Source organism: Microbacterium sp. K2 (assembly GCF_051365005.1).
Classification (GTDB): Bacteria; Actinomycetota; Actinomycetes; order Actinomycetales; family Microbacteriaceae; genus Microbacterium; species Microbacterium foliorum_B.
Genome location: NZ_JBLWII010000001.1, coordinates 2422196 through 2447120 on the forward strand (window position 1 = coordinate 2422196; position 24925 = coordinate 2447120).

The 24925-nt window shown below is 68.3% G+C and carries 24 protein-coding genes; 7 read left to right on the top strand and 17 right to left on the bottom strand.

Annotated elements, in window-relative coordinates; translation table 11 throughout:
- Window positions 1-13 precede the first annotated feature (13 nt).
- A complete protein-coding gene (gene sigJ / locus ACLKOY_RS11785; RefSeq protein WP_436453770.1) occupies window positions 14-940 on the bottom strand; it encodes an RNA polymerase sigma factor SigJ in 927 nt (308 codons plus the stop codon).
- A gap of 153 nt (window positions 941-1093) precedes the next feature.
- On the opposite strand from sigJ, the gene ACLKOY_RS11790 reads away from it, so the two are divergent.
- Both ACLKOY_RS11790 and ACLKOY_RS11795 read left to right on the top strand, forming a co-directional pair.
- Window positions 1094-1849: an SDR family oxidoreductase gene (locus tag ACLKOY_RS11790; protein WP_436453771.1), complete on the top strand. Its 756-nt coding sequence runs from the start codon at window positions 1094-1096 to the stop codon at window positions 1847-1849.
- A gap of 65 nt (window positions 1850-1914) precedes the next feature.
- The gene (locus tag ACLKOY_RS11795) at window positions 1915-3264 is read left to right on the top strand and encodes a DUF222 domain-containing protein (RefSeq protein ID WP_436453772.1); all 1350 of its coding nucleotides are present in this window, start codon (window positions 1915-1917) and stop codon (window positions 3262-3264) included.
- A gap of 20 nt (window positions 3265-3284) precedes the next feature.
- Here the strand turns inward: ACLKOY_RS11795 and ACLKOY_RS11800 are convergent, their stop codons facing one another.
- Window positions 3285-4202, bottom strand: coding sequence for a DUF808 domain-containing protein (locus ACLKOY_RS11800; RefSeq protein ID WP_436453773.1), 918 nt, complete (start codon window positions 4200-4202; stop codon window positions 3285-3287).
- Between the two features lie 151 nt (window positions 4203-4353).
- Here ACLKOY_RS11800 and msrB point away from each other — a divergent pair, with 151 nt between their 5' ends.
- Window positions 4354-4824: a peptide-methionine (R)-S-oxide reductase MsrB gene (gene msrB, locus ACLKOY_RS11805; RefSeq protein ID WP_363573485.1), complete on the top strand. Its 471-nt coding sequence runs from the start codon at window positions 4354-4356 to the stop codon at window positions 4822-4824.
- A complete protein-coding gene (msrA, locus tag ACLKOY_RS11810; RefSeq protein ID WP_140038462.1) occupies window positions 4821-5366 on the top strand; it encodes a peptide-methionine (S)-S-oxide reductase MsrA in 546 nt (181 codons plus the stop codon). Before msrB ends, msrA begins: the two co-directional genes overlap by 4 nt.
- Window positions 5367-5372: 6 nt before the next feature.
- On the opposite strand, the gene ACLKOY_RS11815 is transcribed toward msrA, so the two are convergent.
- The 3 genes from ACLKOY_RS11815 to ACLKOY_RS11825 all read right to left on the bottom strand — a co-directional run bounded on the left by ACLKOY_RS11815 (window position 5373) and on the right by ACLKOY_RS11825 (window position 8237).
- Window positions 5373-6182, bottom strand: a complete 810-nt coding sequence (locus ACLKOY_RS11815) for an alpha/beta fold hydrolase (RefSeq protein ID WP_436453774.1) — start codon at window positions 6180-6182, stop codon at window positions 5373-5375.
- Window positions 6183-6298: 116 nt separating this feature from the next.
- A complete protein-coding gene (locus ACLKOY_RS11820; protein ID WP_436453775.1) occupies window positions 6299-7750 on the bottom strand; it encodes a catalase in 1452 nt (483 codons plus the stop codon).
- A gap of 64 nt (window positions 7751-7814) precedes the next feature.
- Window positions 7815-8237, bottom strand: a complete 423-nt coding sequence (locus ACLKOY_RS11825; RefSeq protein WP_056374876.1) for a Fur family transcriptional regulator — start codon at window positions 8235-8237, stop codon at window positions 7815-7817.
- A gap of 93 nt (window positions 8238-8330) precedes the next feature.
- Here ACLKOY_RS11825 and ACLKOY_RS11830 point away from each other — a divergent pair, with 93 nt between their 5' ends.
- Window positions 8331-8861 carry a hypothetical protein gene (locus ACLKOY_RS11830; RefSeq protein WP_436453776.1) on the top strand — a complete coding sequence of 177 codons (531 nt, stop codon included), beginning with the start codon at window positions 8331-8333 and terminating at the stop codon, window positions 8859-8861.
- Between the two features lie 13 nt (window positions 8862-8874).
- Here the strand turns inward: ACLKOY_RS11830 and ACLKOY_RS11835 are convergent, their stop codons facing one another.
- From ACLKOY_RS11835 to cycA, 11 genes are all read right to left on the bottom strand, one after another.
- A complete protein-coding gene (locus ACLKOY_RS11835) occupies window positions 8875-9525 on the bottom strand; it encodes a histidine phosphatase family protein (protein WP_436454117.1) in 651 nt (216 codons plus the stop codon).
- A 47-nt stretch (window positions 9526-9572) separates the two neighbouring features.
- Window positions 9573-11615, bottom strand: a complete 2043-nt coding sequence (locus ACLKOY_RS11840; protein ID WP_436453777.1) for a hypothetical protein — start codon at window positions 11613-11615, stop codon at window positions 9573-9575.
- 4 nt (window positions 11616-11619) lie between these two features.
- Window positions 11620-12618 carry a glycoside hydrolase family 130 protein gene (locus ACLKOY_RS11845; protein WP_436453778.1) on the bottom strand — a complete coding sequence of 333 codons (999 nt, stop codon included), beginning with the start codon at window positions 12616-12618 and terminating at the stop codon, window positions 11620-11622.
- A 33-nt stretch (window positions 12619-12651) separates the two neighbouring features.
- Window positions 12652-13491, bottom strand: a complete 840-nt coding sequence (locus ACLKOY_RS11850; protein WP_363573498.1) for a carbohydrate ABC transporter permease — start codon at window positions 13489-13491, stop codon at window positions 12652-12654.
- Window positions 13492-13493: 2 nt separating this feature from the next.
- On the bottom strand, window positions 13494-14360 hold the full coding sequence (locus ACLKOY_RS11855) for a carbohydrate ABC transporter permease (protein ID WP_436454118.1): 867 nt from the start codon (window positions 14358-14360) through the stop codon (window positions 13494-13496).
- Window positions 14361-14463: 103 nt separating this feature from the next.
- Entirely contained in the window at window positions 14464-15732 is a 1269-nt protein-coding gene (locus ACLKOY_RS11860; protein ID WP_436453779.1) for an extracellular solute-binding protein, read from the bottom strand.
- A gap of 35 nt (window positions 15733-15767) precedes the next feature.
- Window positions 15768-16760, bottom strand: a complete 993-nt coding sequence (locus ACLKOY_RS11865; protein ID WP_436453780.1) for a LacI family DNA-binding transcriptional regulator — start codon at window positions 16758-16760, stop codon at window positions 15768-15770.
- 146 nt (window positions 16761-16906) lie between these two features.
- Window positions 16907-17836 (bottom strand): J domain-containing protein, encoded by a 930-nt coding sequence (locus ACLKOY_RS11870; RefSeq protein ID WP_436453781.1) that lies wholly within the window; start codon window positions 17834-17836, stop codon window positions 16907-16909.
- Between the two features lie 74 nt (window positions 17837-17910).
- On the bottom strand, window positions 17911-18564 hold the full coding sequence (locus ACLKOY_RS11875) for an IMPACT family protein (RefSeq protein ID WP_436453782.1): 654 nt from the start codon (window positions 18562-18564) through the stop codon (window positions 17911-17913).
- Between the two features lie 31 nt (window positions 18565-18595).
- The gene (locus ACLKOY_RS11880) at window positions 18596-19561 is read right to left on the bottom strand and encodes an aldo/keto reductase (RefSeq protein WP_436454120.1); all 966 of its coding nucleotides are present in this window, start codon (window positions 19559-19561) and stop codon (window positions 18596-18598) included.
- Between the two features lie 39 nt (window positions 19562-19600).
- On the bottom strand, window positions 19601-21061 hold the full coding sequence (gene cycA, locus ACLKOY_RS11885; protein WP_436453783.1) for a D-serine/D-alanine/glycine transporter: 1461 nt from the start codon (window positions 21059-21061) through the stop codon (window positions 19601-19603).
- Window positions 21062-21208: 147 nt separating this feature from the next.
- Between cycA and ACLKOY_RS11890 the strand changes: the two genes are divergently transcribed.
- Window positions 21209-22687, top strand: a complete 1479-nt coding sequence (locus ACLKOY_RS11890) for an MATE family efflux transporter (RefSeq protein WP_436453784.1) — start codon at window positions 21209-21211, stop codon at window positions 22685-22687.
- Between the two features lie 119 nt (window positions 22688-22806).
- Window positions 22807-23202, top strand: coding sequence for a hypothetical protein (locus ACLKOY_RS11895; RefSeq protein WP_436453785.1), 396 nt, complete (start codon window positions 22807-22809; stop codon window positions 23200-23202).
- Window positions 23203-23209: 7 nt separating this feature from the next.
- Here the strand turns inward: ACLKOY_RS11895 and ACLKOY_RS11900 are convergent, their stop codons facing one another.
- Window positions 23210-24919 (bottom strand): AMP-binding protein, encoded by a 1710-nt coding sequence (locus ACLKOY_RS11900; protein WP_436453786.1) that lies wholly within the window; start codon window positions 24917-24919, stop codon window positions 23210-23212.
- Window positions 24920-24925 lie beyond the last annotated feature (6 nt).

The following is a 24925-nucleotide window of genomic DNA, read 5'->3' on the forward strand; positions in this document are numbered from 1 at the left end:
TGATCCTCGGCGCTCACTCCGTGATCTCCTGCTGCGCGGGATTCCAGGAGGTGAGCTTGGCGGGATTGAGGACGACCCAGAGCTGGGTGATCACGCCCGCCTCGACATGCAGGTTCATGACCGAGTGCACCCGCCCTTCGTCGCGGAACACCAGGCCGAGCCCGTCGCCGAACTGCCGCTCCTCGACGGTGAAGTGCGGGTTCTTGGTCGCGATCCCGAGCAGGAAGCGCGCGACGTTGTCGGCACCGCTCACGACGTTGCGAGCCGCGCTGACCACGCCGCCGCCGTCGCTGCGGAGCTCGACATCGGGTGCCAGGAACCGCAGGAGGGCGCCGATCTCGCCGGTTCGCGTGGCGTCCTGGAATGCCCTCACGACCCGGTCGTGCTCGGCGCGGGGCACGGCCGTCGCCCGGTTCTCGCGCACGTGACGACGAGCGGATGACGCGAGCTGCCGCACCGCGGCGGAGGAACGGCCGACCGCCTCGGCGATCTCGTCGAACGGCACAGCGAAGACGTCATGCAGCACGAAGGCGACGCGCTCGGCCGGAGTCATCGCCTCGAGCACGACGAGCAGCGCGGTGGAGACGTCGTCGTCGAGGGTGATGCGATCGAGGGGATCTTCAGTCGTCGTCGCTGTGCGCGATCCGATCGCTCCCGCGAAGAGCTCGGCCGGAACGGGCTCCGGCAGCCATGGCCCGACGTACTGCTCGCGCCTGCGCCGGGCTGAGCCCAGAAGGTCGAGCGCGACGCGGCCCGCGACGGTGGTGAGCCAGCCGGCGGGGTTCGCGATGGCACCGCGCTCAGCTTCGGTGAGCCGGTACCAGCGCAGATAGGTCTCCTGCACGACGTCCTCGGCATCCGTCAGCGTTCCGGTCATCCGGTAGCCGAGGGCGAGCAGGCGGCGGCGTTCGCGGAAGACGTCGTCGAGGTCGTCGTCCATGGTGTCTCCTCGTGGTGTCGCGCTCGCACGGCTGCCTTCGCAGGATATGACGACGGAGCAGGGTGGAGTGTGAGGCCTCACGTTCTCGGATGCTGATTCGTCATCTGGTGCAGGAGGCGTGGATGTGCGCCCCGGAGGCAGAGAGGGAGTCGGATGAGGATCGCGGTCGCAGGAGGAACAGGGGCGGTCGGTCGGCACGTCGTGGAGGCGGCGCGCGGCGCGGGGCACGATGCGGTGGTGCTCTCGCGGTCGGCCGCTGCCGATGTGATCACGGGTGCCGGTCTCGACGCGGCGCTGCAGGGGGCGGATGCCGTGATCGACGTCACGAACACGACCACGCTCTCGGCAGCGAAGGCGGTGAAGTTCTTCGAGACGGCGACCCGCAATCTGCTCGATGCGGAGTCTCGCGCGGGTGTCGCGCACCACGTCGCTCTGTCGATCGTGGGGATCGATGCGATCGATGCCTCGTACTACGCGGGCAAGCTGGCGCAGGAACGAGCCGTGGCTGCGGGGGCAGTGCCGTTCACGATCGCTCGGGCGGCGCAGTTCCACGAGTTCGCCGGGCAGCTGCTGTCGGGCATGTCGGGGCCTGTCGCGGTGGTGCCGAAGCTGCTCATGCGGCCCGTGGCGGCGCGCGAGGTGGGGGCGCATCTGGTGCGGGTCGCTGCGGGTGGGGCGGTGGGGCGCGCATCCGACCTGGTGGGGCCGCGGGACGAGGTGCTGGTCGATCTCGCCCGGCGACAGCTGGCGTTCGACGGTGTGCGGCGGCGGGTGCTGGGGGTGCGGCTGCCTGGGGCGTACTGGCGTGGGTTGGCCTCGGGGTCGCTGCGCGGAGGTGCGGATGCTGTGCAGGGTGAGGTCACGTTCGACGAGTGGCTGGGCAGCGAGGATCACGTGCGCGGGGAGTAAACCTCGCCTCGGATCGAATGTCGGCATATCAACCGAGATTCGAACATATCTTCTAAACTGAAGGCATGTCCAGTCCCCGTCTGATGTCGTTGTTTGAGGCTATCGAGCGCCTCGACGATGTCTGGGCGGATGCGGGGAGTAGCTCCGATCTGTCTCGGGACGAACTGCTCGAGGCGCACCGTGCGGTGAGCCAGGCGCAGCGATGCCTCGACGGGCTCCACGCCGAGCTTGCGGCGACGATCGCGCACGAGTCGCGATCGGAACTCGGCTCAGACGGGCTCGCAAAGCAGCACGGATACCGGAGTGCTGCGGTGATGATCGCCGCAAATACGGGCGGCTCGACGGGCGACGCCAAGCGACTCATCGCGGTCGGCCAGGCAGCGGCCCCGCGTACGAACCTGTTGGGTGAGGTCCTGCCCGCGCGGTATCCGGCGCTGGCGTCGGCGCTCGCCGCAGGAGAGATATCCATCGCGGCCGCAGCGCTCATCGTCAGCCTGCTCGAGCGCATTCGGATCAAAGTGGGGTCGGCTCGGGTCGAAGAGGCCGAGCGTCTGCTCGTGGCCCGCGCGGCGGGGATGTCCCTCGCCGACGTCGGCAAGCTGGTGGCCCGTGCCGAAGCCTGGCTCGACCCAGACGGCGTCGCCCCGAAAGAGCGAGAGGCGCGCGATCGCCGGTCGCTCACGATGTTCGAGCGTGATGGTTCCTTCTATTTGAACCTGCAGACCGACATCGCCTCGGGGGCACCGATCAAGGCTGCGATCCAGGCCTACGTGGGGGCGTCATTTCAGGCGCGGATCACCGCGACCGATCCCGAGGCACCGGATGCCGATCGTCGCTCGGTCGCGATGATCCAGGCCGATGCGTTGACCGCCATCTGCGACCACGCGATCGCCTGCGACAACGGCGGTATGCCCTCATCGGGTGCGACCGTGGTGGTGCGTGTGAGTCTCGACCAGCTCACTTCGGGCGAGGGCGGCGCGACGATCGACGGCAGCGACCAGCCCGTGAGTGTCAGCGCCTGCCGTCGGATGGCTGCGGGTGGCGGCATCATCCCGGTGGTTCTCGGATCGGCGGGGGAGATCCTCGACTGGGGGCGCGAGAAACGACTGTTCACCAGGGCGCAGCGGCTGGCCCTTGTCGAGAGAGACGGGGGATGCGCGATGTGCGGTCTCCCACCCCAGATGACCAAGGCGCACCACATCAGGTGGTGGGCGCGAGACAGCGGACCCACCGACCTGAACAACGGCGTGCTGCTCTGTGAGTCGTGTCATCACCGCATCCACGACAACGGGTGGGAGATCCGCATCGAGGGCATCGGGACCGCGGCACGGGTATGGCTGATCCCGCCTCGAAGCATCGATCTTGCGAGGACTCCGCGCCTCGGGGGCCGGGCCCGTTATGACATCGCTGCCTGACGACGATTGCGGTGCGCGGTTCAGACGTGCACGTCGGCGGGGGATTCCTCGCCCTCGTGGAAGTTCGGCTTCTTGCCGATCAGGCGGCCGATGCCCAGGATGATCCCGACGATGATCAGACCTGCGATCAGGCCCGCGATGGCCGAGAAGAGGGTGTCGCCGATCCAGACGATGACAGCGCCGAGGGGCTCGAGCGCGTGTTCGATGGCGTGCAGGATGTCTTCGCCGAAGTGCACGCCCACCTCACCGAGGTTCACGAGCAGCAGATGTCCACCGACCCACAGCATCGCGACTGTGCCGAGGATGCTGATGAAGCGGAAGACCGCCGGCATCGACCGCACGATGCGCATGCCGGTGTGGCGGACGCGGGCAACCGGGTTCTTCGCCATCTTCAGCCCGATGTCGTCGATCTTCACGAGCAGGGCGACCGCGCCGTAGACGACGCCGGTCATGAGCAGGGCGATCACCGCGAGGATCGCGAGCGTGGTCCAGATGTCGAGACCGGCCTCGAGGTTCGCGAGCGAGATCAGCATGATCTCCGTCGACAGGATGAGGTCGGTGCGCACGGCGCCCCACACGAGCTTGTTCTCGTTGCGGTCACTCTCGTCGGCGTGGCCGTGCTGCACGCCGAACCACTCGAGCACCTTCTCGGCTCCCTCGAAGCACAGGTACGCGCCACCGAGGATCAGCAGATAGGGCAGCACCCACGGCGCGAAGGCGGTGAGCAGCAGCGCGATCGGGATGATGATCACGAACTTGTTGGCGAGAGATCCGAGAGCGATCTTCGCGACCACCGGCAGCTCGCGGGCGGGCGTGATGCCCTGCACGTACTGCGGGGTCACCGCGGCATCGTCGATCACGACGCCGGCGGCCTTGGCCGAGGCCTTCATCGCGGCGCTGAGGATGTCATCGACGACGGCGAGCAGTCCAACCGACATGTGCGTCTCCCTGTGGTGTGTGTGGCTGAGCAACTCTATCGACTCCTTTCAAACTCACAGCCCGCTCACAGTCCTGCGGGACCAAAACCGGCGCCCTCCTGGTTCTCCTCTATGACGCTGCAGCCAGCCGCGTCAGACAAGGAGTCAGATCATGTCGAACGAGTACAGCAAGAACCCCGCGGCGGTCAGCGACCTCACGCACCTGCAGTACGAGGTGACGCAGGAGGACGCCACCGAGCCGCCCTTCCGCAACGCGTACTGGAACAACCACGACGACGGCATCTACGTCGACGTCGTCTCGGGTCAGCCGCTCTTCGCGTCGACCGACAAGTTCGACAGCGGCACCGGATGGCCGAGCTTCACCAAGCCCATCGAGGCCGATGCCGTGACCACGCGCACCGACCGCAAGCTGTGGATGAAGCGCACCGAGGCGCGGTCCAGCGGGGCCGACAGCCACCTCGGGCACATCTTCGACGACGGACCCCGCGACGCCGGAGGGCTCCGGTACTGCATGAACTCCGCGGCCCTGCGCTTCATCCCGGCTGACAGCCTGGAAGATGAGGGGTACGGTCGCTACCGTCACCTCTTCCCCACCACCCCCACCTCTGAGGAGCAGTCATGACCGACACCGGAACCATCACCCGCACCCCCGGAGCCGAGACCGCGGTGCTCGCCGGCGGCTGCTTCTGGGGCATGGAAGACCTCATCCGCCGCCAGCCCGGCGTGCTCGACACCCGTGTCGGCTACACCGGCGGCAGCAACGACCATGCCACCTACCGCAACCACCCCGGGCACGCCGAGGCCGTCGAGATCGTCTTCGACCCCACCAAGACGACCTACCGCGACATCCTCGCGTTCTTCTTCCAGATCCACGACCCGTCGACCAAGGACCGCCAGGGCAACGACATCGGCTCGAGCTACCGCTCGGCGATCTTCCCGCTCAGCCCCGAGCAGGAGGCTGTCGCTCGCGACACCATCGCCGACGTCGACGCCTCGGGTCTGTGGCCGGGCAAGGCCGTGACCACGATCGAGCCCGCGGGCCCGTTCTGGCAGGCCGAGGAAGAGCACCAGGATTACCTGATCAAGTACCCCAACGGCTACACCTGCCACTTCCCGCGTGCCGGATGGGTGCTGCCGAAGCGCGAAGAGAACGCCACCGTCTGACGGGGGTCAGCTCGCCTGCAAGAAAGCCAGCGCTGCTTCCTTGAAGGCGCGGGATCCCGGAGCGTTGAAGTGATTGCGGTCCGGGATCTCGAAGAACTGCCCCTGCGGGGCAGCGGTGGCGAGTGCGCGCGAGCCCTCGATGATGGCGTCCTTCGACCCCGTCGCGAACAGGATCGGGCTCGCCGGGGCATTCGAGGGGTCCGGGTCGATCGTCCGTGACGACCGCAGGCCCGCGGCCAGCGCCACGAGCGCGCCGAGATCGTTGCCCGGCACGCGCTCGGTCAGAGTGATGTAGTTCTGCGTCGTCGGATCCGACACGGGCGTGCCGTCGGCCAGATACGCGCGCACCTGATCGAGATCGAGCCGGGCGAGAGGGATGCCGTCGGGCACCCCGCCGAGCACGGCGCGGCCGATGCGATGCGGAAGATCGCGCACGACCTCCCAGCCGACGCGCGCGCCGAGCGAGTATCCGACATAGACCGCTTCATCGACGAGGTATGCGTCCATGACCGTCTCGACATCGGTCGCGAGGGTGCGGATCCCGTAGGCATCGGCCTGGTGCGGCTTCTGACTGAGGCCATGGCCCCGCTGGTCGAGCGCGAGCACCCGGTAACCGGCCTTGGTGAGCTCACGCACCCAGCCCGTGAGCACCCAGGTGTCGCGGGCGCTCGACGCGAAGCCGTGCACGATGACCACCACCGGAGCGTCGATCTCGCCCCACGTGTACGTGGCGAGGCGGGTGCCGTCGGCGGAGTACACCTGCTGGGGTTCGGGCATGTTGGTCAGGTCGGAGAGAGGAACAGCCACGGCATCCATTGTCCTCCTCTTGCCTCTGCACACAGACCGGGGGCCGACACGCCAGTTGTCGAACGGATCCGCCGAAGCGGTTCGTCGTCTGGCGTGTCGGCCCCCGGAACGGTGGCAGCTGCGACTCAGAAGCGAGCGCGCAGAGCGTCACCCAGCGATGCGTCGACGTTCGTCCAGTACTGGAAGAAGCGCTCGCGGATCGCGTCGATCGTGATGGCCTGTCCCTGACCGGTCAGCGTGTCGAGGAAGCGCGCGCGCTGCTCGTCGTCGAAGACCGTGCGGTAGAGCGTGCCCGCCTGACCGAAGTCATCGTCATCGAGGTGCAGGGTGGCCGCGGCGCGGATCAGCTCGCCATCCGACTCCCAGCTCGCCTCGACACCGGCAGCCGGGTCAGCGGTCGGGCCGCCGGCCGGGCCATACGAGTTCGGCGTGTAGACGCGGTGCTCGGCCGGGTTGAACTTGTACTGCATCTGGCCCTCGTGCATGTAGTTGCGCACCTCAGCCGCATGCGGCTGGTTGACCGGAAGCTGGTTGTAGTTCGCACCGATGCGGTAGCGCTGCGCGTCGGAGTAGGCGAACACGCGGGCCATGAGCATCTTGTCGGGCGAGATGCCGGTGCCGGGAACCTGGTTGCCGGGCGAGAAGGCGGCCTGCTCGATCTCGGCGAAGAAGTTCTGCGGGTTGCGGTCGAGCGTGAACGTGCCGACCTTGATGCGCGGGTAGTCCTTCTTCGACCAGGTCTTCGTCAGGTCGAACGGGTTGAAGCGGTAGGTCTTGCCCTCGTCGTAGGGCATGACCTGCACGTAGACATCCCACGAGGGGGCGTCGCCGCTCGCGATCGCGTCGAACAGGTCGCGACGGTAGTAGTCGGCATCCGACCCTGCGAGCTTCTCGGCCTCTTCGGCGCTCATCGCCTCGACGCCCTGCTTCGACAGGAAGTGGTACTGCACCCAGAAGCGCTCGCCTGCGGCATTGACCCACTGGTAGGTGTGCGAGCCGTAGCCGTTCATGTGGCGCCAGCTGCGCGGCAGGCCACGGTCTCCCATCAGGTACGTGACCTGGTGGGCGGACTCGGGTGAGAGGGTCCAGAAGTCCCACTGCATGTCGGCGTCGCGCAGACCCGAGTCGCCGAGGCGCTTCTGCGAGTGGATGAAGTCGGGGAACTTCATGGCGTCACGCAGGAAGAAGGTGGGGGTGTTGTTGCCGACGATGTCGAGGTTGCCCTCGGGCGTGTAGAAGCGCAGCGCGAAGCCACGCACGTCGCGCCAGGTGTCGGGCGAACCCTGCTCGCCGGCGACCGACGAGAAGCGCAGCAGCGTCTCGCTCTGAGCGCCGGGCTGGAAGGCCGCGGCACGCGTGTACGCCGAGACGTCTTCGGTCACGGTGAAGGTTCCGAACGCTCCGCCGCCCTTGGCGTGCGGGTTGCGCTCCGGCACGCGCTCGCGGTTGAACGACGCGAGCTTCTCGACGAGGTAGCGGTCGTGCAGGACAGTGGGGCCGTCTGCTCCGACGGTGAGCGAGTGCGCGTCGCTCGCGACGGGGGTGCCCGTCTGGGTGGTGGTCGATGGGTCGGTCATGTTCTTCTCCTTCTGCGCGCAGCGACGACGATCGCCCCGGGTGCCCGGGGTCGGGCGGCGGATGCTACTGCGCGGCGTTCTGGCAACTGGGGCACAGGCCCCAGAAGGTCACTTCGGCTGTCTGGACGGTGAATCCCCCCGCCGAAGACGGGGTGAGGCACGGCGCTTCGCCGACAACGCAGTCCACATCGCCGATGGCACCGCACTGGGTGCACACGATGTGGTGATGGTTGTCGTCGATGCGCCGTTCGTAGAGCGCCGCGGAGCCTGCCGGTTCGATCCGGCGGATCAGACCCGCCGTCGTCAGGTCCGCGAGGATGTTGTGCACCGACTGGATCGACGTCGTCGGAAGCACGTCGGAGACGGCGCGGAAGACCCGCTCCGCATCCGTGTGGGCCATGGATTCCAGGGCCTCGAGCACGGCGACGCGGCCCGCCGTCGCGCGCAGCCCGGCACCGCGAAGTGCCGAGTCGAGTTCTGTCTCCATGCCTCGACTCTAGCGTTTATTTTGAGTAACTCAAAAGAATGGCGTGTCGGCGACGCGGGTTGCATCCTGCATGCACACACGTAGCGTGAAGGGATGTCTACGAGACGCGCGACGACGGTGGGATTGATCCTGATGGTGGGCGTGGCGCTCGCCGGATGCAGTGGCGAACCCTCAGCGGAGGGCGAGGGATCCCCGTCGCCCTCCGCCTCGGCGTCGAGCCCCACGCCGACCCCGACTCCGGACGCCGAGGCGGATGAGGCGCTGCTCCCGGTGCCGGTCGAGGACATCGCCGACTGGGCGAAGACAGCGGTTCCCGGCCCGGACGTCGACGGATACGTCTTCGGGTTCTCCGGGTGGATGAGCGAGAACAGCTCGGCCCATGACGTGACGACCTTCACGTCGCTCGCGCCGGGGTCGTACCAGGCTCAGCTCGCCTGCAGGGGAGACGGCACCATCACTCTCACGACCAGCGAACTGGACGAGGAACCGATCTCGGAGCCGATCGTCTGCGCGAACGAGACGATCGCCTTCGATGTCACGAATGCTCGCACCGGGGCGCGCTTCGAGCTCGCCCTGGAGGGCGCGCCCACGGTCAACGCGGTGTCGCTCGTCGAGGCTCCCTGAGCACGTTTCGGGGTCAGGACTCCGACGGCTCGAGGGGCAGTTCGAGGCCGTAGTTCCACGTCAGGATCGCCGGCTGCTCGCGGTAGAAGCTCAGCACCGACACCGATCCGGCGTCCAGCGTGATCTGAGCGCCGAAGCGTGGAGCGAGCCGCAGGTAGACCGCGGTGAGGATGCGGAGGAAGTGCCCGTGCGCGACCAGCGCCACGTCACCCTCGACCAAGGCGGGCAGAACGCGTGTCAGCACGCGGGATGCGCGGGCCGCGACCTCCTCGACGGTCTCGCCCGGCGTGGCACCGCGGATCACGCCGTGGGTGAACGCGCTCCAGTCGTAGCCGAGCTCCTCGCGGATGTCCTTCGTCGTGCGTCCCTCGTATCCGCCGTAGTCCCACTCGACGAGCAGCGGATCGATCTCGGCGTGCAGGCCGGCGAGCTCGGCCGTGCGGCGGGCGCGCTCGAGCGGCGACGACAGCACGAGCGAGAAGTCGTAGTCGGCGACCAGCCGTCCGGCACCGCGGGCGAGGTCCTCGCCCCGCGCCGTGAGAGGGATGTCCGTGAGGCCGGTGTGCAGGCCGGCCCTCGACCACTCGGTCTCGCCATGGCGCAGCAGCACGAGCTTCCCCTGCGGGTTGTCTGGCGCGGGACGGTCGGGCAGCTGGTCGTACACGGGGATCGCAGGCACACCGCAACCGTAGCCCGACGTCGGGGCTCCGGTCACCGGGTGATCGTGAACCCGCCGCCGCGCACCCGCACCTTCCCACCGCCCACGGCATGGCCGCGCTGCGATCCGTCTGCCTCGTATGCTCGGCCGGCTCCGGGTGCGAGCGCAGCGACCCGCTGGTCGCGTCGAGTCCCGTTCGCATAGAGCACCGCCGCGCCAGAGGTGGTCGAGTACACCGCGTTCGCGACGGCCGGCTGGATCACCAGTGCGTCGAGCCGCAGGTCGCCGGTGCTCGTGCAGCGGACGGTCACCGGCTCTGCAGGCAGGTCGCCACCGAGCAGCTGCGGCACCAGCATCCCGTCGGCTTCGGTGAGTCCGCGTTCGCCGGTGCCACCCGCGGGCGTGCGAGTGCTCCACAGACGCCGGCGACCGCGGAACACCTCCCACACCGCTTCGCCCGCATCCGCCGCCTGTCTCCAGACGAGGCCGTGCAGGATGCCGTCGGCCTCGGTCACATCGAACTCGACCGACTCGCCCGCGGGAACGCGCACGTACGCGCCACCCGACAGGTTGCCCTCGCCGGTCCAGGAGCCGCCCTCGGGTCGCACGACGACGCAGCCCGCCGACCGCCGGGCGCTCTCTGCATCGATCACCCGCAGCCCCGAGAACGACGACAGACCGGTGATCGACGTCGCGATCCGGGCGATGTCGCGGTTCGCATCCAGCAGCAGCATCGTGAGCAGACCGTGGATGGTGGATTCTGCTCCGGAGTTCCGGTTCACCCGCCCGTCGGTCTCGACACCGTCGAAAGTCACACCGGTGGCCGGGTCGTAGACCGGGATGCCCGCCGTGTTCGCGCCGAAGAACCATCCGGCGGCAAGACCCGCGAGCACCCGCAGCCCCTCACCGGCCACGGACGCGGCCTGCACCGCCGCCGCGACGCGACCGTGCGCGCCGTATGCGATCTGGGCCTCCGCGGGCAACGGCGCCCAGGCATTGTGGGGCCCACCCGAGGCGAGCACCTGCGGGGTGAAGGTCCCGGCGTCCGCCACGGCGGCCGCAGTCCACTCGCGACGCCGCAGCAGCGCACCGGCGCGAGCGAGGGCCTCGGGCGCGGCCGCACCCCAAGCGTGCCAGAATCCCAGCGAACCGGTCCACGGAAGCACGGCGCCGAACGGCCAGCCCTTCGCAGGATCAGTGGCCATCGCCGCCACACCTTCGCCGTACGTCTGCAGAGCCTGTCGGCTTCGGGCGTCTCCGGCTTCGGTCGCGGCGACGAGTCCGAGCATGGCCTCGGCCGTGGCATCCGCTCCGCCGGCGATCAGCCAGGCGGGCAGGTCGCGCCCGTCGCTGCGCACCCACTGCCCGGCCCGCGACAGCGACTCGCGCCCGAGGGCGTCGAGGGCCAGATGCAGCCGCGAGAGCAGGAACGCCCCGAAATCGGCATCCTCCCGCCGGAAGGCCGCATAGCCCTCGCCGAACGCCCACACCGTGCGCGCCAGCCAGTACGACTCGGCGGAGTCCGACGGGTCGGGCAGCTCGACGGGGATCGCGCTGGGGTTCAGCGTGCCGTCCTCCTGCTGCCACAGCACCACGCGTCCGGCATTCGGCCCGCTGGTCGTCTGCAGGAACGCCAGCGACCGGAGCACATCGCGTGCCTCGTCGCGGCTCTGCACGTCGCCCGTCGCCCGCCACTCGCGCAGGAACACGATCGCGGCTCGGGCGATGTCATCCGCGTTGTACGCGCCCTGCGTCCAATAGCCGGTCACGGCGTCGCGAGTGCCGCCACCCACCGGTCGGTAGCCCCCGGCACCATCGGTGTCGGCATACGTCCATGGCGCGAGAACGCGCGGCGAGACGTCGATGTCGAACGTGGTGTGCGTGGCGCTCGCCACGACCGGCACCTCCGCGAGCAGAAAGCGCAGGTGTGCGAGGTTCGTGAGTCGCGCCCCGGCACCCGCCCCCGCGGGCAGAGACCCGCGATGCGAACCGGCCACGGATGCCGAGGCCTGCGCCCCGGCCGCGTCGAGGGGGAGCAGCGCGAGCGCCGAGGTCGCAGCGGCGGCGGTCAGGAACGTGCGGCGCGAGATGGCCATGTCGTCACTCCTCGCTCGTGTTCGAGTCGGCGCCGTCCCGCAGCGCCCGGCCCCACGGCTGGGCGGGGTCGTGGATGGCGACGGCCAGCGTCGTGTCCGACTGTCCGTAGTACGCGAACCACCTGCCCTGGAACTTCACGAGTCCCTCGACGAACGTGACGTTCGAGACGAGCCCGTGCATGTCCTCGAAGGTCTGCGGACGCAGCCATGGCTCCTGCAACCGCGCGAGCACCTTCGTCGGCTCGTCGGGGTCGATCGCGATCTGCCCGCAGCGGTAGTCGACGTCGACCGAACCGTCGGCGTGCACCGTGCGCGTCGCCCCGTTCGTGAGCATGACGAGCAGGCCGTTGTCTGTGACGACGGGCGATGTGCCGATCTCGACGAGCGCCTCGTCCCACGTGCCGGCAGTAGGGGAGTACATCGGCTCGGTGTCGGCGGTGCCCGGCGTCCAGTGGATGAGATCGTCGCTGGTCGCCCAGTAGATCGCACCCTCGCCGAAGTACATCCACCACTTGCCGTGCATCTTCTGCGGCACGATGACCCCGGCCTTCGACCAGTTGAACCCGCGGGGGTCCATGGTCTTGAACGTGTCGAAGTCGTCGAACAGCGGGCCGTGCTTGGTCCAGGTGCGCAGATCGGTCGAGGTCGCGAGGCACAGTTGCGCGCTGCGCCGATCCCAGCCGGTGTAGGTGAGGTAGTAGGTGCCGTCGATCAGCGCGATGCGCGGATCCTCGCATCCGTAGCGCTCGTAGTCCTCGGAGGGGGAGAGGATGGGGGCGTCCTCGCGTGTGAAGTTCACGCCGTCGCTCGAGCGGGCGATGCCGATGTGCGACACGATGTCGTCGGCATGCGCCCGGTAGAGAAGCACGACCTCGTCGCCGTCGACGAGCGCCGCCGGGTTGTAGAGGTTCGCCGACTCCCAGCTGTCGCCCTTCGGGCGCAGGATCGGGTTGCCCTCGTAGGGAGTGAACGGGCCGAGGGGGAAGGATGCTCCGGTGAACATGGGGGTCCTTTCTGGGGGACTGGGGAGGGCGGATCAGCCCTTGACGGCCGCACCGAGGTCGGTGGCCCGGAAGAAGCGCTGGAAGACGATGAAGAGGATCACGACGGGGAAGGCCAGCGCGGTCGCACCCGCGAGGATCGCTCCGTTCGGGTTCGCCGTGGACTGTGCGACGTTCGAGATGTAGTTCGCGAGAGACACGGCGAGCGGCTGCAGCGATGCGTCCTTCGTGATGAGGAACGGCCAGAGGAACTCGTTCCATGGACCGATGAAGGTGACGAGCACGACTGTCACGAGCACCGGCTTGATCAAGGGGATCGCCACCGAGGTCAGCAGGCGGATCTCCCCTGCGCCGTCGATGCGGGCGGCCTCGAAGATCTCGACCGGCAGCGCCTTGAAGAACTGCACGAAGATGAACACCGCCGTCGTGTTGATGAGGAACGGCAGGATCATGCCCATGTACGAGTCGCCGAGCCCGTAGTTGCGGGTGATCTGCACGTACAGCGGGATCATCAGCAGCTGGAAGGGCACCATCTGCACCAGCAGCATGAGCACCCAGATGACGCCGCGACCTCGGAAGTCGAGTCGCGCGATCGCGTACCCGGCGAGCAGGCCGAACACGACGGTTCCCAGCAGCACGCCGGCCGTGAAGATCAGCGAGTTGAGCAGGGAGCCGGCCAGGTCGATGCGGGAGTCGATCGCGAGGAAGTTGTCGACCGTCCAGCCGCTCGTCGGGAACAGCTCGTCGGGCGAGTTCGTCGGGTTCTCCTGGAACGCCCCGACCAGCATGAAGTAGAACGGGAAGGCGAAGCCGATCGCCGCGACCGTGAGCAGGATCAGGCTCAGGATGCGGGGCAGTGAACGCTTGCGTCTCATGGTCATCGCTCCCTGGTTGCACGGTTGGCGGCGAGCGACAGCATGCCGACCAGGATCACGAGGACCATGCCGATCGCGGCCGCGGTGTCGGGGTTCTGCTGCTGGATGCCCAGTTGATAGATGAGCAGCACGGGTGTCGAGGAGGCGCCGTCGGGGCCGCCGCCGTTCGTGAGCAGGTACGGCTCGGTGAAGAGGTTCGCTCCGGTGATGATCGACAGGATCAGCACGAGCGTGGTGGCGCTGCGCACACCGGGAACCGTGACGTTCCAGAAGCGCGAGAACGCGCCGGCACCGTCGGTCTCGGCCGATTCGTAGAGCTCTTTCGGCACGTTCTGCAGGGCCGCGAGGTACAGCAGGATGTAGAAGCCCAGCTGCTTCCACGTGACGTACAGCGCGATCATCGGCATCGCGAGACCGCTGTTCACCAGCCATGACGGATCGGGGGCGAGTGGCCCGAGGATCGTGTTGATCAGACCGTTGCCCGAGAACAGCAGCATCCAGACTCCGACGAGCGAGACGCTCGCCGTCAGATACGGCACGTAGAACGCCACGCGGTAGGCGGCCACCCAGCGGATGCCGGTGTTCAGCGCTGCCGCGAGCACGAGCGAGAGCACGGCGGTGAGCGGCACGTTGATCACGAGGAAGATCAGGGTGTTGCGGAACGATCCGAGAACCCTCGGGTCGGTGAGCACGGTGACGAAGTTGTCGAAGCCCACGAACGGCCGGTCGACTTCGACATTGGGGGCCGTGAAGAAGTAGTCGTGGAAGGCGATGTAGACCGCGAATCCCAGTGGGAACGCGAAGATCGCCAGCACGAAGACCAGATACGGCAGGGCGAAGAGGCCGCCGATGGGTTGCGCACCCGACATTTGGGTGCGCAACCGCGCCCTCGGTGACCGGCCCGCGGACGGGGCCGGGGCGGCGGTGCCCCCGGCCACGCCCGCGACCGCGTCGTCTCGGAGGGTCACGAGATCACTCGGCGACGAGGTCGTCGATCTTCGTCGCGGCGTTCTTCAGGAAGTCGTCGATCGACTCCTTGCCGAAGATCACGGCGGCGGAGTACTCGTCGCGGAACGCCTGCCAGGCCTCGACAGAGTTGGGGATGCTGGGCACGTCTGCCGTGGCCTCGGCCTGCTCGGCGAACGCCACGTAGTTCGGGTTCGCGTCGAAGTAGTCGGCGTAGGTCTCGGTGAGGTCGGTGCGCATCGGCATCTGGCCCGTCGCCTCGAGCAGCTGTCCGTCGCTGTCGACGCTCGTCGAGAACTTCAGGAACTCCCACGCGGTGCCCTGGTTCTCGCACGCGGTGAACATCGAGACGCTCTTAGAGTCTGCGAACGTCGTGGGGTTCTCCCGGCCGTCGCTGGTCGGCACAGGCATGAACCCGACGTCGACGGTCTCGGCATACGACGGGATGGCCCACGGTCCGGCGAGCTGCATGGCGGTCGTCCCCGCAGACATCGCGTCATCGGTCGATGCCTCGTTGGGCGAGAGCTTCTCGTCGTAGAAGGTCTTCCAGAACTCCGCGACCTCGCGCCCGGCATCCGAGTCGACCGTCGCCGCGCCGTCTTCGACGAGCATCGTGCCGTCGGTCTCGGCGAGGTACAGGGGATAGAAGTCGAACCAGGGCTGGTAGAACTCGCTGGTGGGTGCCGGCCAGATCGCGCTCTGCACTCCGGATTCGACGATCGCGCGTGACCCGGCGAGGAACTCGTCGTACGAGGCCATCTGGGGGTCTTCGGGATCGATGCCCGCCGCCTCGAACAGGGCCTTGTTGTACATCACCATGACCGGGTTCGACTTCCACGGCAGCTGGTAGAAGCTGCCGTCGGTCGCGTACGAGTCGACCTCGCCGCCGCGCTCGGTGATGTAGTCGCTGCCGCCCTCCATGGTGCTGAGGTCGACGAGTCCGCCCTGCTTGACCCAGCCTGACACCGCCGCCGGAGCCACGTTGTAGACGAGGCACGGAGCGGTGCCGGCGGTGATGGCCGCGGTGATCGCCTCTTCCGACGACGAACCGGCGGGGATCTCCTGAGCGTTGACCTGCTCGTCGGGGTGCTCGGCGTTCCAGGCCTCGACCACGGCGGTGCCCCAGGCGACCTCCTGTTCGTTGTTCGACAGCCAGATGTCGATCGAGCCGGTGCCCTCGGCCGAGGCGTCGCCGCCTCCGCCACCGGACGAGCAGCCGGTGGCGACCAGTGCGACGGCTCCCAGGAGCGCTGCTGCGCGGATCTTCTTCTTCATGTTGTCCTCCTTGACGCGATGGTTCGGGTGATCGTCTAGCGGGTGGTGCTCTCCCGGAAGTGCACGACGTTGCAGTCGACGACCTCTGTGCGCGGCTCGGCACCGAGGATGTCGGCCTGCAGCAGGCGGGCGGCGGCGCGTCCCCGCGCGGCAGGGCCCGATGAGACGCTCGTCAACGCGGGGGAGAGATGAGCCGAGAGGTGGTCGTCGTCGAAGCCGGCGATCGCGAGATCCCGGGGGATGCTGAGGCCGCCCGACCGTGCGAATGACAGCCCGGCGATCGCCATGGTGTCGTTCGAGTACAGGATGGCGGTCGGGCGCTCGGGCAGCGCGAGCAGTTCGGCGGTGCGCTCGCGGCCGCTCGAGGCGGTGAAGTCGCCTTCGCGCAGCAGAGCATCGCCGCCCACGGCGTCGATGTAGGCATCAGCCCGCACCCGGGAGTGCACGTAGTCGAGCGGACCCGAGACGTGCGCGATGCGCTCATGCCCCTCGGTGCGCAGGTGAGCGATGATCTCGCGCACGGGCGAGTCGTCATCGGTGCGCACGCAGGAGAACCTGGTCGGCTGCTCGTAGGCGCCGACCAGCACCGACGGGAGGTCGAGCTCTTCGAGCAGCGGCACGCGCCAGTCATCGTTTCTCAGGTCGAGCAGCAGGGCGCCATCCGCGCGACCGTGACTGAGCGACCGGTAGGCCCGCTCTTCGGCTGCGCGATCGGGAACCACCTGCAGGATCAGGGCGGTCTCGGTCTCGGCCAGCACCGACTCGACACCGGCGATGAACGCGGGGAAGAACGAGTCGTTCGCGATGACCTCAGGGTCGCGGGCCAGCACGACCGCGATCGCGTTGGCCTTCTGGGTGGCCAGCGCGCGGGCGCTCTGGCTCGGCACCCAGTTCAGCTTCTCAGCGGCGGCGAGCACCTTGGCCCTGGTGTCGTCGGAGATGGGACGCTTGCCGCTCATCGCGTGCGAGACGGTGGCCTTGGTGACGCCGGCCTCGCGGGCGACGTCGGCGATCGTCGTGCGGCTCATGCCACCTCCTCGTGGAACTTCCGGGTTGACCCCTGAGCACTCGGCACGGCACGATTTAACCGGTTTGACGAATGCGGGTGAAGCGAGTGTAAACCGGTTTGATGACCGCGGTCAAGAGCTCCTCTCGATCTCCCGGAGGACCCGCGTCAGACGAAGGTGACGGTCTGCTGCAGCCGGGTGCGCACGTCGAAGAGCTCGTTGCCGCCGATGGCACGGGCGCCGGGGACTCCCTGGCGCAGCACCATCGAGAGCGCGCTGCGACGCACGACCACGACGGGCACGCCGCGGCTGCTGCCCAGCGGCGTGACGGCCTGGGCCAGATCATCGTCGGGGAGCACCATGATGAGTCCGCCGAACTTCACGCGGGCGGCTTTGGCGACGGTGCGCATGCGCGCGAGAGCCGCGGTGACGGGTGCGCGGGTGCCGAGGCTCGGGCCGGTGATCTCGCCTCGCCGGAACCCGACGACCCCGCCGAAGTCCTCCGACATGATGCCGTAGAGGCCGGACGGGCTGAGCACGACGTGGTCGAGCTTGTCGTCGGCATCCGCTCCTGTGGCGACGTCGTGCCACACCGTGAAGCCCATGCCGAGGGCGCTCACGGTGCGGGCGGTCGCCTCTTCGGCGAGAGCATCGGCGAGCAGGCGTCGCAGGTCGCGCGGGGCCGAGCGCACGAGCGCGGGGTCGTAGGGGTCGGGCACCTCGACGCCGCGGCCGGCCCACTCGCGGATCAGCGACAGGTAGCGCTCGCGGCGCCAGCCGCCGGGGTGGCCGTACGACCGTGCCCGGGGGCGGGTGTCGGTGCGGGCGGCCGACTGCGGTCGCCAGCCGTTCCACTCAGGCTCGGCCGGGATGCCGGGGTGCGCACCCGAGCGACGGTCGTAGGCGGCGCGGCCCTCGGGGGTGCCGATCAGCTCCCACGCTCGCTGCACCTGGATGAACACGGCGGCGTCACCACCCGTGTCGGGGTGGGACTGGCGCAGGCGACGACGGTAGGCGCGCCGCAGCTCGTCGTCGTCGACGGTCGGGTCCACACCGAGGATCTCGTAGGCAGAAGCCGAGAGCGGGCTGTCGAACATCGCTCTCCTTCCGAGATCGCGGCATCCAGAATATCCGGACGCTGTTGTGGATCAGCCGTGGCCGTCGGCCGGGGTCAAGCCGGCACGTCGACGACGCGCTCGACGCCGATCACCGGCACGACGGAACCGGCGGATGCCGCCGCGATGTCATCCGCGAGCCGGTCGAGCTCCTGCGCGGGCACCCACACCTCGAAAGTCGCCAGCGCTGCGTACCGGGGCTCGCCGAGCGTCGCGCCGTGACGCGGCACCCAGTCGCGCAGAAGGTTGTCGAAGCGTCCGGCATCCGCCTGCGCGACGTCGATCGTCACCTGGGTCAGAGACTGGCGGTGCACGAGCGATGCGAGATCGAGGGCTTCCGAGACAGCGGTCGAGTAGGCCCGCACGAGCCCGCCGGCGCCGAGCTTCACGCCGCCGAAGTAGCGGGTCACCACTGTCACGACGTCCGTCAGCTCACGCCGTCGCAGCACCTCGAGCATCGGCACTCCCGCGGTTCCGGACGGCTCACCGTCATCCGACGAGCGGGCCTGATCGCCGAGCAGACCGGTGACCATCGCGGTGCAGTTGTGCCGCGCATCCCACCACTGCTTGCGGATGCGCGCGATCACGGCATCCGCGTCCTCGACCGAGGTGACCGGCTCGACGGTCGCGATGAACCGCGACTTCTTGATGATGAGTTCGTGCCCCACGGGCGCGGCGATCGTGGCCGGGTAGGTGCGGGGCGGAGTCATCCGCCTCAGACTACCCAGCGCACTCGCGCGCTCAACGATCGACGAACGACATCTGCTGCGGGTTGTACCGGTCGCCCTGCACGCCGACCCGATCGGCGAGCCGATCGAGATCCGCCATCTCGTCGGCCGACAGCGCCACAGCCGTCGCTCCGGCGTTCTCGGCGATCCGCGACGTGCGCCTCGTGCCGGGAATCGGCACGATCCACGGCTCCCGAGCGAGCAGCCACGCGAGGGCGATCTGGCCGGGGGAGGCGTCCTTGGACTCCGCGAGCGAGGCGACGTGGCCCACCAATGCCTCGTTCGCCGCCCGGTTCTCCTCGCTGAAGCGCGGGATCGTGCCGCGGATGTCGCCGTCGGCGAATGAGGTGGTGCGATCGACCGTGCCGGTGAGGAACCCCTTGCCGAGCGGGCTGAACGGCACGAAGCCGATGCCGAGCTCGCCGAGTGTGGGCAGGATCTCGGCCTCAGGGTCGCGCGTCCACAGCGAGTACTCGCTCTGCAGCGCCGTGACGGGCTGCACGGCATGGGCCCGGCGGATCGTCGAGGCCGATGCCTCGGACAGCCCGAAGTGCCTCACCTTGCCCTCGGCGATCAGCTCGGCCACCGTGCCTGCGACGTCGTCGATCGGCACATCCGGGTCGACACGGTGCTGGTAGAAGAGGTCGATCACGTCGGTGCGCAGGCGACGCAGCGACTGCTCGGCGACGCGACGGATCTGCTCCGGCCGGCTGTCGAGCCCGACGCTCTTGCCGTCTTCGATGCGCCAGCCGAACTTCGTCGCGATGACGACCTGGTCGCGGATGGGCTCGAGAGCCTCGCCGACCAGCTCCTCGTTCACATAGGGGCCGTAGACCTCCGCGGTGTCGAAGACGGTGACGCCGAGGTCGAGAGCCGACCTCAGCACGCCGATCATCTCGTCGCGGGTGCCGGGGTTCGGCCCGTAGCTCTGTGACATTCCCATGCAGCCGAGTCCGACGCTACGCGCGGCATCGACGATGAGGGAGGGGCTGTCAGACCCTCCTTCATCCGCCCGCGGCTACTCCGGGGAGTCGTCGCGCAGGTAGGCGATGTGCGCTGCGTGATGGGTCAGATGGTTCTGCGACGTGCGTACGAACAGCCACGACACGAACAGCAGTACGAACCAGATCGGCGTCACCAGCAGCGCGGTCAGCGTGTCGGGCTGGGTCGTCAGTGCCCAGAGGATGAACACGAAGAACGCGAGCACCACGTAGACCATGAAGACGCCGCCCGGCATGCGGAACTTCGACGCCGCGACCTTCTCGGGCCGCCGGCGCCGGTAGACGAGGTAGCTGCACAGGAAGATCGTCCAGACGAACATGAAGCACACGGCCGACACCGTGGTCACCATGTCGAACGCGGTGCCGATGTCTTCACCCGCATAGAGCAGCACGACGCCCGAGAACAGCAGGATGCACGACAGGAACAGCGCGTTCTGCGGCACCCTTCGCTTCGACAGCCGGCCGAAGATGCGCGGTGCGTCACCGTCTTTCGCGAGACCGAAGACCATGCGCGAGGTCGAGTAGATGCCTGAGTTGGCGCTCGACATGGCCGAGGTCAGCACCACGAGGTTCACGACCGTCGCGGCGATGCCGAGGCCCGCGAGGGCGAACATCGCGATGAACGGGCTCTCGCCGGCGACGTACTCGGTCCACGGGGTGACCGCCATCAGGATCACGAGCGCACCCACGTAGAAGAGCAGGATGCGGATCGGGATCGCGTTGATCGCCTTGGGCAGGTTCTTCTCGGGGTCCTTGGTCTCGGCCGCGGCGGTGCCGACGAGCTCGACGCCGACGAAGGCGAACACCGCGATCTGGAACCCGGCGACGAAGCCCATGAAGCCGTGCGGGAACATGCCGCCGTGGACCCACAGGTTGCTGAAGCTCGCGGTTCCCGCATCGTGCTGGAAGCCGGTGAAGATCATCACGAGACCCGTGACGATGAGCGCGACGATCGCGATGATCTTGATGAGCGCGAACCAGAACTCCATCTCGCCGAACGCGGCGACGGTGGGCAGGTTCAGTGCGAGCAGGATGACGATCACGAGCACGCCGGGGATCCACAACGGGATGCCGGGGATCAGCGCATCCGTGTACCCCGCGATCGCGATCACATCCGCCACTCCGGTGACGACCCAGCAGAACCAGTACGTCCATCCGGTGAAGAAGCCGGCCCACGGGCCGAGCAGGTCGCTCGCGAAGTCGCTGAACGACTTGTACTTGAGGTTCGACAGCAGCAGCTCGCCCATCGCCCGCATGACGAAGAAGAGCATGAAGCCGATGATCATGTAGACGAAGATCACCGAGGGGCCGGCGACCGAGATCGTCTTGCCGCTGCCCATGAAGAGGCCGGTGCCGATGGCGCCGCCGATCGCGAGCAGCTGGATGTGACGGTTGCTCAGGGCCCTCTTCAAGTGCTGGTCGTCGCCGTCGGCGGTTCCGTCCACCCCGACGGATCCCCGTGTTCTCTCTGTCGTCATCGCTCGAACCTCCGGTGTTGGGCGCCGCGTCCCGCTGCGGCATCCTTCCGACCGTAATGGCCGATCGGGGATGGCAGTTAACCGAATCGATTCGATATCCTGGTTCGACCCCCGATCATCCCCCCAGTTCTGCGAGCCGCTCCTCTCATGGCCACCTCTCTCACCACGGGCCGCCCGTGGCGCGTCATCCTGTCGTTCTCGATCCCCCTGCTGCTCGGCAATGTCGTGCAGCAGATGTACCAGTTCGCCGATGCCGTCGTCGTCGGCCGGCACCTCGGCGTCGAATCTCTCGCCGCCGTCGGCGCGACCGGCAGCCTGCTGTTCCTGCTGATCGGTTTCGCCTGGGGCCTGACGAGCGGCTTCGCGATCCCCATCGCTCAGGCGTTCGGCGCGGGTGACGGTGCGGCGGTGCGCCGCTCGGTCGCCACGGGTGTGATCCTGACCGGCATCACGAGCGTGGTGCTCACGATCGTCGCGCCGCTGATCGCGGCACCGACGCTCGCCCTGCTGCAGACGCCGGCCGAGCTCATGCCCGAGGCCACGGTCTTCACGCAGATCAGCTTCATCGGCGCGAGCGCGACGATGTTCTTCAACTACCTCTCGGCGATCATCCGCGCGATCGGCGACTCGCGCACGCCGCTGATCTTCCTCACGGTGTCGTGTGCGCTCAATGTCGGCCTCGTGATCCTCATGGTCGGCCCGCTCGACTGGGGCGTGGGCGGCGCTGCCCTCGCGACCGTCGTCGCCCAGGCCGTGTCGGTCGCGCTGTGCCTCGAGTTCGTGCGCCGTCGGCTGCCGATGCTGCACCTGCGTCGGGCCGACTGGCGCGTCGCCCGCGACGACTTCAGGGAGCACCTGCGCCTCGGCCTGCCGATGGGTTTCCAGGCGTCGATCATCGCGATCGGCACGCTCGTCGTGCAGGTGGCGCTGAACACCCTCGGCTCCGATGCCGTCGCCGCCTACACGACGGCGTCCCGCGTCGACGGCCTCGCCGTGGCGTTCCTCTCGTCGCTGGGTCTCGCCTCATCGATGTACACGGCGCAGAACCTGGGTGGACGCCGCCCCGACCGCATCCGCCGCGGTGTCGTCGAGGGCACCTGGATGGCGATCGCCGCCGGCATCGCGCTCGGAGTCGTCATCATCGCGTTCGGTGCACCCCTGGTGCGGCTGTTCGTCGGCGAGGGCGCCGCAGCGGATGAGGTCGTCGACCTCGCACACCTCATGCTGATCATCAACGGATGCGGTTACTGGGCGCTCGGCGTGCTGTTCGTGCTGCGCGGTGCACTGCAGGGCCTCGGTCACACGCTCGTGCCCACCGTCACGGGGGTCATCGAGCTGGTGATGCGCGTGGGTGCCGCCATCGTTCTCGGCGCGATGATCGGCTTCGAGGGCGTCGCGCTCAGCAACCCTCTCGCCTGGCTCGGCGCGATCGTGCTGCTGGTGCCGGCGTATGTGCGCGCTCATCGCTCGCTCGCTCGCATGCCGGTCGACCCGATCGAGTCCACCGAGACATCGGCGATGGCGATCATCGGACCGACGGACGGCTCGATGGTCGTCGATGCGGTCGTCACTCAGCCGGTGCGCGTGGTCAAGACCTCACGTTTCGGGCGGTTGACGCGTCGCTGAACAGCTCGTCACGGTTGCAGAACATCATCCTTGAGATGGATGTCCATCATGCCGACACTTCGTAATGTTGGTAGTGCGGAGATTCCGCGGACCGGGGGGTCGTGATGACATCGTCAAGGGTGGCAAGCGAACTGGCATCGATTCTGGTGCCGATCGGAGTGGCGGGAGCTGTGCTCGCAGCGCTGTGTGCGCTCATCGCAGGGGTCGCGATCATGCGCGGCGCGGCGGGTCTCGCCGGTGGAGCGGTCGGTCTGTGGATTCCGAGCGCGATGCTCAGCTCCACGGCATCGTTCGCGAACCAGTGGACGCCGCTGCTGATCTCAGGCGCGGCGCTCGTCGCGATGCTGGTGGTCGGAGCCGTGGGTCGAGGCATCGTGAGCGCGGGTGAGCCGGCACGCGAAGCGGCCCGCGCAGCGCGCGTCCAGGCTCTCGTCGACGCACCGGATCCGGTTGCCGTGCCACGCAGCACGACGGTGACGCCGAGCACAGGCAGTCAGCCCGCGCTGGCAGGCTGAGAGCTCGTCAGCGGTAGTCGCGGTCGCGGTGCTGCGCGGCCTCGTCTCCTGAGGTCACGCGATCGGCCTCTCTGGCGCGCAGCTCGACGCGGCGGATCTTGCCCGAGATCGTCTTGGGCAGCTCGGGGACGAACTCGATGATCCGCACCCACAGGTGCGACGACAGGCGGTCGTGGGCGTAGGCGAAGATCGAGCGGGCGGCGTCGGCCTCGGCACCGACCGCGTCGGGGTGCAGGCACACGTACGCCTTCGGAACCGCGAGCCGCGTCGGGTCGGGGCTCGGGATCACCGCCGCCTCGATCACGAGGTCGTGCTCCAACAGCACCGACTCGAGCTCGAACGGTGAGATCTTGTAGTCGGAGGCTTTGAACACGTCGTCTGCCCGGCCGATATAGGTCAGATACCCGTCGGCATCCCGCTGGGCGATGTCACCGGTGTGGTGGTAACCGCCGACGCGAGACTCGGCCGTCTTGTCGGGATCGTCGTAGTACCCGGCCATGAGCCCGACCGGAGGGTGGGTCAGGTCGAGCGCGATCTCGCCCTCGTGCTCGGCGATCTCTCCGGTGGCGGGGTCGATCAGCACGACCGGGTACCCGGGCAGCGGGCGGCCCATGGAGCCGACCTTCACGGGCTGACCGGGAGAGTTGCCCACACAGGCCGTCATCTCGGTCTGCCCGAAGCCGTCGCGGATCGTGCCGCCCCACGCCTCGCGCACCCGGTCGATGACCTCCGGGTTCAGCGGCTCACCGGCCCCCACGAGCTCGCGCGGCGGGTGGGTGAGCCGCGCGAGGTCGGCCTGGATCAGCATCCGCCACACCGTCGGCGGGGCGCAGAACGTCGAGACGTGGTGCGTGTCCATGACCTGCATCAGGGTGTTCGCGTCGAACCGGTCGTAGTTGTAGACGAAGACCGTCGCCTCGGCGAGGAACGGCGAGTAGAAGCTCGACCATGCATGCTTCGCCCATCCCGGCGACGAGATGTTCAGGTGCACGTCATCAGGTCGCACGCCCAGCCACCACATGGTCGACAGGTGTCCGATCGGGTACGAGACGTGCGTGTGCTGCACGAGCTTCGGGCGGCTGGTCGTGCCGCTCGTGAAGTAGAGCAGGGCCGTGTCGTCGGCCGGCGTGGCGGCGTCCGGTTCGAAGGTCGTCGGCGCGTCGGAGGAGTCGTCGAAGCGCGTCCACTCCGCCGGCATGCCGTCACCCACTCCGATGCGAAGCACGTCGGCGTCGATGTCGGCGATGCGCTCACCGAGGCTGCCGAGCGTGACGATCGCGCGGGCCCGGCCGTGCTCGACGCGGTAGGCGAGGTCGGATGCCGAGAGCAGGGTCGACGTCGGGATCGACACCGCGCCGATCTTGGTGATGGCGAGCATCACCTCCCACAGCTCGATGGTGTTGCCGAGCATCACGATGACGTGGTCGCCTCGTCGGATGCCGAGGCCGGTCAGCCAGGCCGCGACCTGGTCTGAGCGGGCGGCCAGCTCTCCATAGGTCCACGACTCGAGACTGAGATCGGCCGACACGATCTGCACGGCAGGGCGGTCGGGCGTCTCACCCGCGATCACGTCGAACCACTCGAGCGCGAAGTTGAACTCGGTGGGCGACGGCCAGACGAATCCTTCTCGCGCCGCCGCGTAGTCCGTCGCGTTCGCGAAGAGGAAGTCGCGCATCTCCCTGATCGCGGTCGTGGCTGCGGTGGCGCTGCGGCTCATTCGGGG

Bases quoted from the DNA above. Each gene is read 5' to 3' on its own strand.
- ACLKOY_RS11795 (WP_436453772.1), top strand. From the start codon at position 1,915: ATGTCCAGTCCCCGTCTGATGTCGTTGTTTGAGGCTATCGAGCGCCTC.
- ACLKOY_RS11850 (WP_363573498.1), bottom strand. From the start codon at position 13,491: ATGAGACGCAAGCGTTCACTGCCCCGCATCCTGAGCCTGATCCTGCTC.
- ACLKOY_RS11855 (WP_436454118.1), bottom strand. From the start codon at position 14,360: ATGTCGGGTGCGCAACCCATCGGCGGCCTCTTCGCCCTGCCGTATCTG.
- sigJ (WP_436453770.1), bottom strand. From the start codon at position 940: ATGGACGACGACCTCGACGACGTCTTCCGCGAACGCCGCCGCCTGCTC.
- ACLKOY_RS11845 (WP_436453778.1), bottom strand. From the start codon at position 12,618: ATGTTCACCGGAGCATCCTTCCCCCTCGGCCCGTTCACTCCCTACGAG.
- ACLKOY_RS11790 (WP_436453771.1), top strand. From the start codon at position 1,094: ATGAGGATCGCGGTCGCAGGAGGAACAGGGGCGGTCGGTCGGCACGTC.
- msrA (WP_140038462.1), top strand. From the start codon at position 4,821: ATGACCGACACCGGAACCATCACCCGCACCCCCGGAGCCGAGACCGCG.
- ACLKOY_RS11800 (WP_436453773.1), bottom strand. From the start codon at position 4,202: ATGTCGGTTGGACTGCTCGCCGTCGTCGATGACATCCTCAGCGCCGCG.
- msrB (WP_363573485.1), top strand. From the start codon at position 4,354: ATGTCGAACGAGTACAGCAAGAACCCCGCGGCGGTCAGCGACCTCACG.
- ACLKOY_RS11890 (WP_436453784.1), top strand. From the start codon at position 21,209: ATGGCCACCTCTCTCACCACGGGCCGCCCGTGGCGCGTCATCCTGTCG.
- ACLKOY_RS11870 (WP_436453781.1), bottom strand. From the start codon at position 17,836: ATGTTCGACAGCCCGCTCTCGGCTTCTGCCTACGAGATCCTCGGTGTG.
- ACLKOY_RS11840 (WP_436453777.1), bottom strand. From the start codon at position 11,615: ATGGCCATCTCGCGCCGCACGTTCCTGACCGCCGCCGCTGCGACCTCG.
- ACLKOY_RS11825 (WP_056374876.1), bottom strand. From the start codon at position 8,237: ATGGAGACAGAACTCGACTCGGCACTTCGCGGTGCCGGGCTGCGCGCG.
- ACLKOY_RS11860 (WP_436453779.1), bottom strand. From the start codon at position 15,732: ATGAAGAAGAAGATCCGCGCAGCAGCGCTCCTGGGAGCCGTCGCACTG.
- ACLKOY_RS11820 (WP_436453775.1), bottom strand. From the start codon at position 7,750: ATGACCGACCCATCGACCACCACCCAGACGGGCACCCCCGTCGCGAGC.
- cycA (WP_436453783.1), bottom strand. From the start codon at position 21,061: ATGACGACAGAGAGAACACGGGGATCCGTCGGGGTGGACGGAACCGCC.
- ACLKOY_RS11865 (WP_436453780.1), bottom strand. From the start codon at position 16,760: ATGAGCCGCACGACGATCGCCGACGTCGCCCGCGAGGCCGGCGTCACC.
- ACLKOY_RS11875 (WP_436453782.1), bottom strand. From the start codon at position 18,564: ATGACTCCGCCCCGCACCTACCCGGCCACGATCGCCGCGCCCGTGGGG.
- ACLKOY_RS11815 (WP_436453774.1), bottom strand. From the start codon at position 6,182: ATGGATGCCGTGGCTGTTCCTCTCTCCGACCTGACCAACATGCCCGAA.
- ACLKOY_RS11830 (WP_436453776.1), top strand. From the start codon at position 8,331: ATGTCTACGAGACGCGCGACGACGGTGGGATTGATCCTGATGGTGGGC.
- ACLKOY_RS11900 (WP_436453786.1), bottom strand. From the start codon at position 24,919: ATGAGCCGCAGCGCCACCGCAGCCACGACCGCGATCAGGGAGATGCGC.